This window comes from Massilia sp. UBA6681 (assembly GCF_002454935.1).
Taxonomy (GTDB): Bacteria; Pseudomonadota; Gammaproteobacteria; order Burkholderiales; family Burkholderiaceae_D; genus Telluria; species Telluria varians.
On sequence record NZ_DKJX01000073.1, the window covers coordinates 23832 to 37230 of the forward strand.

13 protein-coding genes are annotated in these 13399 nt (G+C 63.2%); 5 read left to right on the forward strand and 8 right to left on the reverse strand.

Annotated features, from left to right (window positions below; genetic code table 11):
- Window positions 1–176 precede the first annotated feature (176 nt).
- The 7 genes from purH to tyrS all read right to left on the reverse strand — a co-directional run bounded on the left by purH (window position 177) and on the right by tyrS (window position 6670).
- Window positions 177–1763, reverse strand: coding sequence for a bifunctional phosphoribosylaminoimidazolecarboxamide formyltransferase/IMP cyclohydrolase (gene purH, locus B2R83_RS12490; protein WP_292041667.1), 1587 nt, complete (start codon window positions 1761–1763; stop codon window positions 177–179).
- Between the two features lie 104 nt (window positions 1764–1867).
- Entirely contained in the window at window positions 1868–2101 is a 234-nt protein-coding gene (locus tag B2R83_RS12495; RefSeq protein WP_027865797.1) for a helix-turn-helix domain-containing protein, read from the reverse strand.
- A 98-nt stretch (window positions 2102–2199) separates the two neighbouring features.
- The gene (gene dusB, locus B2R83_RS12500) at window positions 2200–3225 is read right to left on the reverse strand and encodes a tRNA dihydrouridine synthase DusB (RefSeq protein ID WP_292041675.1); all 1026 of its coding nucleotides are present in this window, start codon (window positions 3223–3225) and stop codon (window positions 2200–2202) included.
- 297 nt (window positions 3226–3522) lie between these two features.
- On the reverse strand, window positions 3523–4185 hold the full coding sequence (locus B2R83_RS12505; protein WP_292041680.1) for a histidine phosphatase family protein: 663 nt from the start codon (window positions 4183–4185) through the stop codon (window positions 3523–3525).
- Window positions 4186–4214: 29 nt separating this feature from the next.
- A complete protein-coding gene (locus B2R83_RS12510) occupies window positions 4215–4880 on the reverse strand; it encodes a YbhB/YbcL family Raf kinase inhibitor-like protein (RefSeq protein WP_292041682.1) in 666 nt (221 codons plus the stop codon).
- A gap of 48 nt (window positions 4881–4928) precedes the next feature.
- The gene (gene dtd / locus B2R83_RS12515) at window positions 4929–5396 is read right to left on the reverse strand and encodes a D-aminoacyl-tRNA deacylase (protein ID WP_292041684.1); all 468 of its coding nucleotides are present in this window, start codon (window positions 5394–5396) and stop codon (window positions 4929–4931) included.
- Window positions 5393–6670, reverse strand: coding sequence for a tyrosine--tRNA ligase (gene tyrS / locus B2R83_RS12520; protein WP_292041686.1), 1278 nt, complete (start codon window positions 6668–6670; stop codon window positions 5393–5395). Before tyrS ends, dtd begins: the two co-directional genes overlap by 4 nt.
- A gap of 159 nt (window positions 6671–6829) precedes the next feature.
- Here tyrS and B2R83_RS12525 point away from each other — a divergent pair, with 159 nt between their 5' ends.
- The 4 genes from B2R83_RS12525 to B2R83_RS12540 all read left to right on the forward strand — a co-directional run bounded on the left by B2R83_RS12525 (window position 6830) and on the right by B2R83_RS12540 (window position 10113).
- Window positions 6830–8194 (forward strand): M23 family metallopeptidase, encoded by a 1365-nt coding sequence (locus B2R83_RS12525; RefSeq protein WP_292041688.1) that lies wholly within the window; start codon window positions 6830–6832, stop codon window positions 8192–8194.
- A 189-nt stretch (window positions 8195–8383) separates the two neighbouring features.
- Window positions 8384–8701: a hypothetical protein gene (locus B2R83_RS12530; RefSeq protein ID WP_292041689.1), complete on the forward strand. Its 318-nt coding sequence runs from the start codon at window positions 8384–8386 to the stop codon at window positions 8699–8701.
- Window positions 8702–8770: 69 nt separating this feature from the next.
- On the forward strand, window positions 8771–9547 hold the full coding sequence (locus B2R83_RS12535; protein WP_292041691.1) for a dienelactone hydrolase family protein: 777 nt from the start codon (window positions 8771–8773) through the stop codon (window positions 9545–9547).
- Between the two features lie 38 nt (window positions 9548–9585).
- Window positions 9586–10113: a YybH family protein gene (locus B2R83_RS12540; protein ID WP_292041693.1), complete on the forward strand. Its 528-nt coding sequence runs from the start codon at window positions 9586–9588 to the stop codon at window positions 10111–10113.
- A gap of 62 nt (window positions 10114–10175) precedes the next feature.
- Here the strand turns inward: B2R83_RS12540 and B2R83_RS12545 are convergent, their stop codons facing one another.
- A complete protein-coding gene (locus B2R83_RS12545; protein WP_292041694.1) occupies window positions 10176–11804 on the reverse strand; it encodes a methyl-accepting chemotaxis protein in 1629 nt (542 codons plus the stop codon).
- Between the two features lie 325 nt (window positions 11805–12129).
- On the opposite strand from B2R83_RS12545, the gene B2R83_RS12550 reads away from it, so the two are divergent.
- Window positions 12130–13227 (forward strand): anhydro-N-acetylmuramic acid kinase, encoded by a 1098-nt coding sequence (locus B2R83_RS12550; protein ID WP_292041697.1) that lies wholly within the window; start codon window positions 12130–12132, stop codon window positions 13225–13227.
- The last annotated feature ends 172 nt before the right edge of the window (window positions 13228–13399 follow it).

Genomic DNA, 13399 nt, shown 5'->3' on the forward strand with positions numbered 1-13399 from the left:
CGTGGGAAAAAATACTGTGCAAAAACACAGTGGGGTGTTGAAGTTGTAGCAGAGAGATGTTGGACATCTGCGCTGCGAACTTGGATCCCGGCCTTCGCCGGGATGACGGTCTTTAAGCTATGGGTGAACTCAAACAACGTCGTCCCGGCGCAGGCCGGGACCCAAGTTTACGTAGATCAGTGGCGGAAGTGACGGGTACCGGTATAGAGCATGACAACCCCACGCTCATCCGCCGCATCGATGACTTCCTGGTCACGCATCGAGCCGCCCGGATGGATCACGCAGGTCGCGCCCGCATCCACCACCACGTCCAGGCCGTCGCGGAACGGGAAGAAGGCATCCGAGGCCACTGCCGAACCGCTCAGGGACAGGCCGGCATTCTGCGCCTTGATCGAGGCGATGCGCGCCGAGTCGATGCGGCTCATCTGGCCGGCGCCGACGCCCAGGGTCATGCCGCCCGCGCAGAACACGATGGCGTTCGACTTGACGAACTTGGCCACGCGCCAGGCGAACATCAGGTCCTGCAGCTGCTGCTGGGTCGGCTGCTTCTTGCTGACCACGCGCAGGTCGCCCAGGCCGACGTTCTTCGCGTCCGGCGCCTGCACCAGCACGCCGCCGCCGACGCGCTTCAGGTCATAGGCATTCTGGCCTTCGCCCAGCGGGATTTCCAGCAGGCGCACGTTCTGCTTGGCCGACATGATCTGGCGTGCCTCGGCGGTAAAACCTGGCGCGATCAGCACTTCGACGAACAGCTTGGCCAGCGCTTCCGCGGCACGGCCGTCGACCTCGACGTTGAAGGCGATGATGCCGCCGAAGGCGGAGGTCGGGTCGGTCTGCAGCGCGCGGGTGTAGGCGTCCAGCGCGTCGACGCCGATCGCCACGCCGCAGGGATTGGCGTGCTTGACGATCACGCAGCCGGCCGGCTGGCCGAGGCCGCCGAGCGTCTTGACGCATTCCCATGCCGCATCCGCGTCGGCGATGTTGTTGTACGAGAGTTCCTTGCCCTGCAGCTGGCGGTAGTTGGCCAGCGCGCCCTTTGTTGCGACCAGGTCGCGGTAGAAGGCGGCGCCCTGGTGCGGGTTCTCGCCGTAGCGCATGTCCTGGACCTTCTCGAAGCTCATGTTCAGGGTCTGCGGGTAGCTCGATCGGGTCGCGTGCGCACGGTCTTCGCCCAGGCTGGTCAGGTAGTTGGTGATCGCGCCGTCGTACTGGGCGGTGTGGGCGAACACTTTTTTCGCCAGGCGGAACTTGGTCTCGTAGCTGACCGGGCCGGCGGTGGTGCCGGTGCCTTTCATCTCCGCCAGCACCACGCCGTAGTCGGCCGGGTCGACGATCACGACCACGTCGCGGTGGTTCTTGGCGGCCGAGCGCAGCATGGTCGGGCCGCCGATGTCGATGTTCTCGATCGCGTCTTCCAGCGAGCACTCCTGCTTGGCGACGGTCTGCTGGAACGGGTACAGGTTGACCACGACCATGTCGATCTGCGGGATGCCGTGCTCATCGAGCTTGGCGACGTGCTCCGGCAGGTCGCGGCGCGCCAGGATGCCGCCGTGCACCTTCGGGTGCAGGGTCTTGACCCGGCCGTCGAGCATTTCCGGGAAACCGGTGTAGTCGGCGACTTCAGTGACTTGCACGCCATTTTCCTGCAGCAGCTTGGCGGTGCCGCCAGTGGACAGGATGTTGACGCCGAGGGCAGCCAGGGCCTTCGCGAAGTCGAGGACGCCGGTTTTGTCGGAAACGGAAATCAGTGCTTGTTTGATCATGGTGAGGCCTGTGGTTGAGAATTCTGACGCCCGGGCGCACGGACGGTGTACCGGCCGCGCCCAGACGCACGGCCATCCTAGCCGGCCGCGCCCTGCAAAGAGCTTTAGAGGAGCCCGTGCTCCTGGAGTTTCTTGCGCAAAGTATTCCGGTTGATGCCCAGCATCTGCGCCGCGTGCGACTGGTTGCCGTCGGCGCGCGTCATGACCACTTCGAGGACCGGCTTTTCGACCGTCAGGACCATCATGTCGTAGATGTTCGTCGGCTTCTGCTCGCCGAGATCGTTGAAATAGTCCTCGAGGCTTTTCTGGACGACTTCCTGGATACTTTCTTTGCTCATGTTCTCTGCTGCTTCATCCTGGTTAATGATTGCTCGCCGCGTTTTTGGCGCAGCGTGTCCCCGTTTTATTCTGATTCTTATATGTGTATTACGACTACTTATGCTGCCAACGCCACATCGGCCGGATGAGCGGGTCGGTATTGTAACCGCTCGCCATGCCCGAGCTGCGATTTGAAAAACGCGTCGACCGCAGCCAGCTGCTCGGCGGTCGATTCCAGCAGGTTCATGCGCTGGCGGAATTCTTCCCCGCCCGGCAAGTCCTGCACATACCACCCGATGTGTTTACGGGCAGTGCGCACGCCGACATACTCGCCATAGAAGGCATAGTGCGCCGGCAGGTGTTCGTTCATCAGGCCGCGTACTTCCTCGACCAAGGGGGCCGGCAGGTGTTCACCGGTGCGCAGGTAGTGGTCGATTTCGCGGCAGATCCAGGGCCGGCCCTGGGCGGCGCGGCCGATCATCACCGCGTCGGCGCCGGTGTAGTCGAGCACGTACTTCGCCTTTTCCGGCGTGGTGATGTCGCCGTTGGCGACCACCGGGATGCCCACCGCCGCCTTGACGGCGCGGATGGTGTCGTATTCGGCCTCGCCCTTGTAGCCGTCGGCGCGGGTGCGGCCGTGCAGGGTCAGCATCGCGATGCCGGCCTGTTCGGCCATGCGGGCGATGCGCAGGGCGTTCTTGTTCTGGCGGTCCCAGCCGGTGCGGAATTTCAGAGTGACGGGAACGTCGACCGCCTCCACCACAGCGTGGAGGATGCGCTCGACCAGGTCTTCGTGCTGCAGCAGGGCCGAACCGCACCAGCTGTTGCACACTTTCTTGACCGGGCAGCCCATGTTGATGTCGATGATCTGGGCGCCGCGCTCGACGTTGAACCTGGCGCAATCGGCCAGGTCCTTCGGATCGGCGCCGGCGATCTGCACCGCCTTCGGCTCCATTTCCCCAGCATGGTCGGTGCGGCGCGCGGTTTTTTCGCTGGCCCACAGGCGCGGGTTCGAGGCCGCCATTTCGGACACCGCGTAACCGGCGCCCAGCTGCTTGCACAGCTGGCGGAACGGGCGGTCCGTCACCCCGGCCATGGGGGCAACGAAGACATTGTTACGCAGAATGTAAGGACCGATTTGCACAGCGGAAAGTCTCGAAAGTTTCTCGGGGAACCTAGTATTTTACCTCATTCGCTGCTCAAAATAGCGGCAGAATTTTTGGCGATTGTTGCGTGTGTGATATTGGCAGGGGTGCAGAGTGGGGGTAGGCGCTTCGGTTCTGGTGTAAGGATGAGCTGTCGGTACGCGACGGAATTGGGTTCCGGCCTTCGCCGGAACGACGGTTTTGAAGCTAACGATAAGGTAAGGCGGTTCTCGCCGCTATCCTAAAGACCGTCATCCCGGCGTAGGCCGGGATCCAATTTTTGAAAACGAAGCTACTTACCCAACATCATCCAGCACTGCCGGCTGAAGGTGCCCCACCTCTCCCCAGCTCACTAATTTCAACACCCCCTCCTCCATCACAAACCGGTTCACGCTCGCATTGAGCACCTTGAAATCCCGCGGCGTCTCCAGCGACAAGCCAAGCGCCGCCCGGTAAGCACACTCGAGCACCCCGCCATGCGCCACCAGCGCGATGGTCTTGCCCGGATGCGCCGCCGCATGCCGGGTGATCGCCGCGGTGGTCCGCTCATAGAATTCGCGGAAACTCTCCCCCCGGTTGCTTCCCGGCGGCAGCACGCCATCCACGTCGCGCGCCTGCCAGGCCGCGAACTCGAGCGGAAAACGCGCCGCGATCTCGCTGTACAGCAAGCCTTCGAATCCGCCGTAGCAGCGCTCGCGCAGCGCCGGGTCGATGGCTACCTGCATCCCGCGCACGCGGGCAAGGGCCTCGGCGGTCTGGCGCGCGCGCTGCAGGTCGCTGGAGACGATGTGGTCGATCGGCTCGGCCGCGAGCGCGGCGCCCAGCAGGGCAGCCTGGCGCTCGCCTTCGGCATTGAGGGCGATGTCGAGGTGGCCCTGGAGGCGTTTCTCGGCATTCCAGGCGGTTTCGCCATGGCGGATCAGGAGGATGGTCGTTGCTGTGTTCTTATTCGAAAGCATGAGGTTCGTTTGCCCCGAACCTCGAGGGCTCAGGTCGGAAGTAAGGCTGTTATGTCGGGATTCAGCGAATACACGCCGAAGGTGCGCGCCTCGTCCAGGATATGCCCGCGGATGGCCAGGCGCAGTTCGGCGCCGCTGAAGCGGCCGACCAGCGGCAGGCGCGGGATGTCGAGGGCATACAGTGTAAACACATAAGTATGCACGCGCTCGTCATTCCAGGGCGGGCACGGGCCATCATAACCGTAATACTCGCCCGCCATGGTCGGGTCGTTCGCAAACCAGCCGGTGTAGTCGTTGATGCCCTGGCGCAGCTGGTGCTCGGTGCCGTTCTTGATCGTGAAGGGCAGCAGCGGGCCCGGCTTGCCGTGCGGGGTCACCATGTCGGAGAACATGCCTTCGGCCAGCGATTTCAGGCAGACCGGAATATCCACCAGCGACCAGTGGAAGAAGTCCACCCGCGGCAGCGAAGCGGGCACGGTCTTGCCTTCCTGGTTGACGTCGTCGCCGACGGAGGGCACGTCGGGGTCGTGGCAGATCAGCACCAGGGACTTGGTACCGGCGGGCACGTCGTCCCAGGCGAGATGCGGGCTGCGGTTGCTGGACAGCTTGACGTGGCTGTCGGGATCGGCCACCGCAAACGCGCATTGCGGCGGGATCGGCCCGCCCTCGGTGAATGAATCGCTCCAGATTCGCATATGCCCTCCCAGCCCTCTCCCTATTGACCCTTGTTGACGGCAGGGGTTTCAGCGCTGGGCACCACCTATCGCGACAGGATCAACCTGCAGCCAGAAAGTGACGGGACCATCGTTGATGAGTGAAACTTTCATGTCCGCGCCGAATCTGCCGGTCTCGACAATGCCATGGCGTTCGCGGGCTTGGCGCACGAGATGATCGAACAGGCGCCGCCCGTCCTCCGGCGCGGCCGCCGGCGAGAACGAGGGTCGCGTGCCCGACCTGGTATCGGCGGCCAGCGTGAACTGCGGCACCAGCAGCAGGCCGCCAGCCGTGTCGGTGATGCTGCGGTTCATCTTGCCGGCCTCGTCGGAGAACACGCGGTAGCTGAGGAGCTTGGCCAGCAGGGCCTCGGCTTCGCGCTCGGTGTCGCCCTTCTCGGCGCACACCAGCACCATCAGGCCGGCTTGAATCGCGCCGACGGTGTCGCCGTCGACGCGCACGCTGGCTTCGCTGACGCGCTGCAGAAGACCAATCATCGCTGCGGCGAACCGGCCAAGGTCACGCGCGCAAACTTGCGCTTGCCCACCTGCATCACGAAAGTGCCGGCCTCGACCTGCAGGCCCTTGTCGCTGACCACGGCGCCATCGATGCGCACCCCGCCCTGGTCGACCATGCGCATGGCTTCCGAGGTCGAGGCGCACAGGCCGGCCGCTTTCAGCAGCTGGGCCACGCCCAGCGGCGCGCCGGACAAGGCGACTTCCGGCACGTCATCCGGGATCCCGCCCTTCGAGCGGTTGACGAAGTCGGCCAGCGCGTCGTCGGCGGCCTGCGCCGAGTGGAAGCGTGCGACGATTTCCTTGCCGAGCGCCACTTTCGCATCGCGCGGGTTGGCGCCGCCAAGCACCTCGGCCTTGATGTTCTGGATCTCGGCGATCGAGCGGAAGGACAGCAGGTCGTAGTACTTCCACATCATGTCGTCCGAAATGCTCATCAGCTTGCCGAACATGGTGTTCGGGGCTTCGGTGATGCCGATGTAATTGTTCTTGGACTTGGACATTTTCTCGACGCCATCCAGGCCTTCGAGCAGGGGCATGGTCAGGATGCACTGCTGTTCCTGTCCATAATCTTTCTGTAACTCACGGCCAACCAGGAGGTTGAACTTCTGGTCGGTACCCCCAAGTTCGAGGTCCGCGTGCAAAGCGACCGAATCATAGCCCTGCATCAAAGGGTAGAGGAACTCATGCACCGCGATCGGGGTCCCACTCTTGTAGCGCTTGGTGAAATCGTCGCGCTCCATCATGCGGGCCACGGTATAGCGCGAGGCGAGCTGGATCATGCCGCGCGCGCCCAGCGGGTCGCACCATTCGGAGTTGTAGCGGATTTCCGTGCGCGCGGCATCCAGCACCAGGGAGGCCTGACGGAAATAAGTCATGGCATTTTCCTCGACCTGCTCACGGGTCAGCGGTGGACGCGTGGCATTGCGGCCCGACGGGTCGCCGATCATCGAGGTGAAATCGCCGATCAGGAAGATCACCTGGTGCCCCAGGTCTTGCAGCTGACGCATCTTGTTCAGCACCACGGTATGGCCAAGGTGCAGGTCGGGCGCGGTCGGGTCCAGGCCCAGCTTGATGCGCAGCGGCTTGCCCGACTGTTCGGAACGCGCCAGTTTCTGGGCGAATTCGCTTTCGATCAGCAGTTCATCGACACCGCGCTTGGCAATGGCCAGCGCCTCGAGCACCTTGTCCGTCAACGGCAGGGGGGCGGAAGAATGTACCGGAGCGCCGCTACCGGACGAGACATTCGAATTCATATGCGTATGGGATTTTCGTGTAGGAAATTTGCTAAGACGGTTGTAGGACCACTTCTTTTGGTATAATTCACGATCGTTTTTCAGTTTCCTGCAGAAAACTTTGCAGATCGATAAGAAACTGGATCCCTAGAAGTTCAGCCGCAAATTTTAACTGATTGCATGAACCCTATACATAAAATCACTAGCAAGAGCCTGCTCCAGCTGCTGCCGCGAACGCGCAAAACGCGCATCGTGAGCGCCGGCGCCGCACTCCTGAGCGTGTTTGCATTCGGCGCAGTGGCAGTGGCCCCGATCGCTCCCGACGCGGCAGACATGCCGGTCACGTCGATCGAACAGAACCTGGAACTGCCGAACCTGGCAGACCAGATCGCCGCCCTGCAGCAGAACGAGCAGCAATTCATCCACGAGGAACGCATCCGTCCGGGCGACTCGATCGGCTCCCTCTTCACCCGCCTTGGCGTCAACGATGCCGACGCCCAGAAATTCCTCCGTACCGACAAGACCGCCCGCCGCCTGCTGTCGCTCAAGACCGGCAAGCGCATCCAGGCCGAAACCGATGAACATGGCCTGCTGCTGTCGATGCGCGCCACGATCACCGACGGCAAGGCTGGCGATGCCCGCCAGATCACGGTCGAGCGCAAGGGCGAAAAATTTGTCGCGATGGAAGCCCCGGCCAAGCTGGAGCGCCGCGTCGAGATGCGTTCGCGTGAAATCACCACCTCGCTATATTCGGCGACCGACTCCAACGTCGACGGCGGTAGCATGCCGGACTCGGTGGTCGGCCAGATGATCGAGATGTTCTCGACCAACATCGACTTCCGCTCCGACCTCAAGCGCGGCGACCGTTTTAGCGTCGTCTACGAAACCTTCTGGCTCGACGGCGAACTGGTGAAGACCGGTCGCATCCTGGCAGGCGAATTCGTCAACCGCGGCGTCGCTTACCAGTCGGTCTGGTACGAAGACCCGGTCACCAAGCAGGGCGGCTACTACAGCCTGGACGGCAAGGCACTGAAGAAAGCCTTCCTGAAATCCCCGCTGCAGTTCTCGCGTATCTCCTCTGGCTTCTCGATGCGCGTGCACCCGATCTCGGGCAAGTGGAAGGCGCACAAGGGCGTCGACTACGCCGCCTCGACCGGCACGCCGATCCGCGCGGTCGCCGACGGCGTCATCGATTTCGCCGGCAACAGCGGCGGCTACGGCAACCAGGTCGTCCTGAAGCACTGGTCGAAGTACAGCACCGCCTATGCCCACATGAGCCGCATTGCTCCGGGCATGCGCAAGGGCGCCAAGGTCAGCCAGGGCCAGGTGATCGGCTATGTCGGCTCGACCGGCTGGTCGACCGGCCCGCACCTGCACTACGAGTTCCGCGTCGCAGGCCAGGCCCAGAATCCGGAGAAGTTCAAGTCGCTGGCCCAGCAGCCGCTGAGCCAGGCCGAACTGGCCCGCTTCCGCATGGCCGCCGCCGAGATGAACCACCGCTTCTCGCTGCTCGCACCGAGCGGCAACGCGATGGCCGCGCGCTAAGCCATCCCGCTCCTCCCGACGCCCCGCCGCATCGAGCATGCCGCGGGGCGTTTTCTTTTCCTGCTTCGCTATGCACCCATCATGAATTCCACCAAATAGCATTCATTTTGCTATCGGCGAGAAGTTTTATTGCCATCCCTTTAGCTTTCAATGCTAGAGTGAAAAGAGATCAACAATAAAGGAGGCAATATGCTCAAGTTTCTCGCATTCATCCTGCTCGTCCTGGTCGGGGCGCCATCGGGCGCCCAGCAGGCTTTTCCCTTCCTTGACAAGCCGGGCAGTTTCGCAGTCGGTTTCCGCGTGGTCGAGCAGGTGGACCCGAGCCGCAGCTATCCCGCCAACGCGCCGGAAGGGGCACGCAAGCCGCGCCCGATCCAGACCGCCATCTGGTATCCGGCGGTCAAAGGCGGGAAGCCGATGCGCTACGACGACTACCTCCAGCTTCTGGGCTGGGACGACGATTTCACCCGCTCCCCTGCGGAACGGGACAAGGTGCTGGCGAAGTGACTGGAATTCGTTACCGAAGGCAAACGTGAGGCGCAGCTCGCTGCGGAGCGCAAGGATGTGCGCTGGGCGGTGCGCGATGCGAAGGCGCTGCCGGGCAAGTATCCGGTGGTGATTTATTCGCCGAGCATCAGCAGCAATGTATTCGAGAATGCCGAGATGATGGAATTCCTGGCCAGCCATGGCTATCTCGTGATCGCGAGCCCGGCCCTGGGTGTCGACGAGCGCTGGCAGAAGAACGACCTGGCGCACGCCGAAGCGCAGGCGGCCGACATCCGCTTCCTGGTGGATTACGCACAATCGCTGCCGCAGGCCGACGCCAGCCGCCTGGCCGTGGCCGGCTTTTCCTGGGGCGGCATGGCCAATGTGCTGGCCGCGGCCCAGGACGAGCGCATCAAGGCGCTGGTCTGCCTGGACGGCACGGTGCGCTACCGCCACGCCATGCTGGAGAAAGTGCCTTACCTGAAGCCGGAACAGCTGCGCACGCCCCTGCTCTACCTGGCCCAGCGGCCGCCGCGCTTCGAGCGCGGACTGAAGTTCAAGCCGGACCACTCGGGCAGCATCCTGCAGAAGATGACGGGCGCCGACGTCTACCTGCTGACGATGTACGCGATGGAGCATGTATATTTCGGCACCAGCTACCTGCGCCTCGATCCGCTCGACTTCGGCGACTACACCCGCGACGAAATAGCCCAGTCCTACGCCCAGAGCGCGCGCTATGTCCTCAACTTCCTGAACGGCGCCCTGAAGGGCGAGCGAAGTGGCTTCGCCTACCTGATGAAGAAGCCCGAACAGATCGGCATGCCGCGCCATAGCGTCGACAGCCAGTTTTTCGCGGCGCGTCCGTGATCGCATATATATATATATATAGAGAGAGAGGAGACCCGATGAAATCCGTTCTCGCCACCGTCTCGCTATGCCTGGCCCTGTGCGCAGGCGCGCCCCAGCATGCTTTTGCGGAAAACCCGGCGGAAAGCCGGCAGAAGATCGAAGCCGTGATCAAGGCCTTCGCCAAGGCCCTCGTCGACAAGGACAAGGAGGGCTTCATGCGCCTGTTCCTGCGCGAAGACATCACCTGGGTCGGCGTCTACACCGATGGCAGCCTGGCGCGCTACCGCGCCAGCCTGAAGGATCCAAAGGAGCCCTCGCCCAAGACAGAAAGCGGCACGCCGCGCAAGTTCATCGAAAAAATCGTCCGCGCGCCGGAAGCGCGCACCGAAACCTTCGAGAACGTGCGCATCGATACCGACGGCGAGATGGCGCAAGTGCTGTTCGACTACAGCTTCATAGTCGGCAACTACCGCAACAACTGGGGCAAGGAAAGCTGGCAGATGGTCCGCACCGAGAACGGGTGGAAAATTGCCGGAGTGATCTGGTCGGCGGAAGAGAATCCTGAGCCTCCGCCGAAGAAGTAAGCCTCACCCGCTGTTTCATCAATCCTTGCGCCGGGCAGCGCATCGATAGCGCTGCCCGCCCCTCAAGCAGCTGCCAGGCCCAGGCGCAGCGAGGGCTCGACGCCGCGCTCGCCAGGAGACGCCGGGCGCGCATGACGGGAAACAGCGTCCACCTTGAACGTATTGACCAGTTCGGCAAGCGAGCTGGCTTGGTCCTGCATCGATGCCGCTGCGGCGGCCGCTTCTTCGACCAGGGCGGCATTCTGCTGCGTCACGTCATCCATCTGCGTGATCGCGGCATTGACCTGCTCGATACCGAGCGCCTGCTCGGCGCTGGCCGAGGTGATTTCAGCCATAACGTCGGTGACACGCATGATGCCCTGGACGATCTCCTGCATGGTGGCGCCGGCCTGGTCGACCAGGCGCCCGCCGGCATCCACTTTACCCACCGAATCCGCGATCAGGCTACGGATTTCCTTGGCCGCCCCTGCCGAACGTTGCGCAAGATTGCGCACCTCCGATGCGACGACGGCAAAGCCCCTGCCCTGCTCCCCGGCACGCGCGGCCTCGACCGCGGCATTCAGTGCCAGGATATTGGTCTGGAACGCAATCCCGTCGATCACTGCAATGATGTCGCCAATTTTCTTCGACGAAGCGTTGATCGATTCCATGGTCGTCACCACTTCCGATACCACCTTGCCGCCACGAACCGCGATCTCGGAGGCTGCCTGCGCCAGGGTATTCGCCTGACGGGCGTTGTCGGCATTCTGGCGAACCGAACTGGTCAGCTCCTCCATCGACGATGCCGTCTCTTCCAGCGAACTGGCCTGCTGCTCGGTACGGGACGAGAGGTCGAGGTTGCCGGAAGCGATCTGCTGCGAAGCGCTGACGATGGTCTCGGTGCCGGCGCGCACTTCGTGCACGGTCATCAGCAGGCTGTCGTTCATGCGCTTGAGTGCGGAAAGCAGATGACCGACCTCATCGCGGCTCGATACCTGGATGTCGGCGGTCAGGTCCCTGGAAGCGACCTGCTCGGCAAGCGCGACAGCGTGGGCCAGGGGCCGGGTAATGCTACGGGTCAGGAACAGTGCGAACAGCCCGCCGCAGACCAGTGCGGCGACGCCGGTACCGATCAGCAGCTTTTGTGCGCTTGCCTGTAGTGCGTCGATGCGCGCGTTGGCATCACGGAACAATTGTTCCTGGTTAGCCACCACCTCTTCCACGGTATGCACATACTGCTTCATTTCAGGCGCTACCTTGTCGCTCACGAAAGCCTTGAGTGCCGCATCAGCTGCGCCAAACTCCGCTTTACGGCGGAAGGCCTCGTCGCGGATGGCGGAATACTGCTTGCGCTGATCGGCCACGGCCTTCAGCAAGGCTTTGCCGCGCTCGCTTAGCACCAGGACCTCCAGTTCTTTCTGGACCTTGCTCACGTTCGCACTGACGGCCTTCATTTCCTGCTCATAGAAGGCGTCGTCAGCCGGATCGGTGCTTTTCAGCTTTGCCATGGTGCGCACACTATTGGTTGCAATGCCCTGCAGCCACTGGTCTGCGAGGGCGACTTTCGTCGTGGTGGCCGTCATGACCTCCTTGGCCTCGCCAATACGGCCGAGCTGCCATAAGGCGGTCGCCAGCATGAGGGCGGCGAGGAGAAGGATGGCGGCGAAAGCGACGCCGAGCCGGGTACCGATTTTTAAGTTATTAAATTTCATGTCGATCTGGCAAAAACGGAGCGGGGGGGGTTGGTTCCGGATGCGTTGGCCGATTGTCAAGCTTTCGCTTCCAGCCCTAGAGAATTTACTCTAAACAACAAGTTTTGCCGTAAGTACATAAACAAAATATCGAAAAGGTGGGCGTTTAGATAAGAAAAAGACGTTAATAAACAACGATTTAATAACTGTTCATTATCTAAGTAGACGAACTAATAAGCCGTTTGCGCTTCCGTCAAGCGGCTCCAGCGTTTAGTATGCTGGCGGCGCACGAGCTGAAGCAGCGCCCAGCACACCGCTGTCCGGTTACCCTACAAGGAGAATGCACATGAGCGAGACTTCGTCCCTGGCCATCGGCCTGATGTCCGGCACCAGCCTCGACGGCGTGGACGGCGTGCTGGCCGACTTCGCCGGCGGCAGCATCCGCAGCATCGCGGCAGCCTTCACGCCCTTCCCCGCCGCATTGCGCAGCGAGCTGATGGCCCTGCAGGCCGCCAGCGAGAACGAACTCGAGCGCGAGGCGCTGGCCGCCAACGGCCTGGCCCTGTGCTACGCCGACTGCGTGCGCCAGCTGCTGCCCCAGGCAGGCGGGCCGGTCGCGGCCGTCGCCGTGCATGGCCAGACCATCCGCCACCGTCCGGAACTGGGCTTCACGCGCCAGACCAACAACCCTGCCCTGCTGGCCGAGCTCAGCGGCATCGACGTGATCGCCGACTTCCGCACCCGCGACATCGCGGCCGGCGGCCAGGGCGCGCCGCTGGTGCCGGCCTTCCACGAGGCCGCCTTCGGGGAACCGGGCACGGCACGCGTGGTCGTCAACATCGGCGGGATCGGCAACATCAGCGTGCTGCATGGCGACGGCCGCGTCACCGGTTTCGATACCGGTCCGGGCAATGTCTTGATGGACCTGTGGATCGGCCGCCACCTCGGCAAGGCCTACGACGAGGACGGCGCCTGGGCCGCCGGCGGCAGCGTGCAGCAGCCGCTGCTGGATGCGCTGCTGGACGAGCCCTTCTTCCGCCAGCCGGCCCCCAAGAGCACCGGCCGCGACCTGTTCCATGACCGGTGGCTCGACGCCAAACTGAAAGACTTCAGCGGACTTGCGGCACAGGACGTGATGGCAACGCTCACCCGCCTGACGGCGGTAACGATCGCCGACGCCATCCGCGGCGAGCACGCGGCTGTGGATGCGGTGTACGTCTGCGGCGGCGGCGCTTACAACGCCACCTTGCTGCGCGAGATCGGCGCGGCGCTGGGCAGCGCAAGCGTGGAATCGACGGCCGCGCTCGGCATCGCGCCGAACCGGGTCGAGGCGCTGGCCTTCGCCTGGCTGGGCTGGCGTTTCCTGCAGCGCGAGCCGGGCAATTTGCCGGCCGTTACCGGGGCACGCGGCCCGCGCATCCTCGGCGCGCTCTACCCCGCGTAAGCACCCCTGGAGCACCCCTGGGGTCAGGTCTGACATTCGGACACGAGCTCGAGCGTTACGCTGCCGTATTGCTCAGTCCGTGTCTAAATGTCAGACCTGACCCCGATAAAGGGCACGATAAAGGGCAGGCGTAAACGACAAAGGGCTGGCAAACGCCAGCCCTCAAAAGGAA

Coding starts and splice junctions, on each gene's coding strand:
- purH (WP_292041667.1), bottom strand. CDS start 1,763: ATGATCAAACAAGCACTGATTTCCGTTTCCGACAAAACCGGCGTCCTC.
- B2R83_RS12495 (WP_027865797.1), bottom strand. CDS start 2,101: ATGAGCAAAGAAAGTATCCAGGAAGTCGTCCAGAAAAGCCTCGAGGAC.
- B2R83_RS12505 (WP_292041680.1), bottom strand. CDS start 4,185: ATGCTTTCGAATAAGAACACAGCAACGACCATCCTCCTGATCCGCCAT.
- B2R83_RS12510 (WP_292041682.1), bottom strand. CDS start 4,880: ATGCGAATCTGGAGCGATTCATTCACCGAGGGCGGGCCGATCCCGCCG.
- dtd (WP_292041684.1), bottom strand. CDS start 5,396: ATGATTGGTCTTCTGCAGCGCGTCAGCGAAGCCAGCGTGCGCGTCGAC.
- tyrS (WP_292041686.1), bottom strand. CDS start 6,670: ATGAATTCGAATGTCTCGTCCGGTAGCGGCGCTCCGGTACATTCTTCC.
- B2R83_RS12525 (WP_292041688.1), top strand. CDS start 6,830: ATGAACCCTATACATAAAATCACTAGCAAGAGCCTGCTCCAGCTGCTG.
- B2R83_RS12530 (WP_292041689.1), top strand. CDS start 8,384: ATGCTCAAGTTTCTCGCATTCATCCTGCTCGTCCTGGTCGGGGCGCCA.
- B2R83_RS12540 (WP_292041693.1), top strand. CDS start 9,586: ATGAAATCCGTTCTCGCCACCGTCTCGCTATGCCTGGCCCTGTGCGCA.
- B2R83_RS12545 (WP_292041694.1), bottom strand. CDS start 11,804: ATGAAATTTAATAACTTAAAAATCGGTACCCGGCTCGGCGTCGCTTTC.
- B2R83_RS12550 (WP_292041697.1), top strand. CDS start 12,130: ATGAGCGAGACTTCGTCCCTGGCCATCGGCCTGATGTCCGGCACCAGC.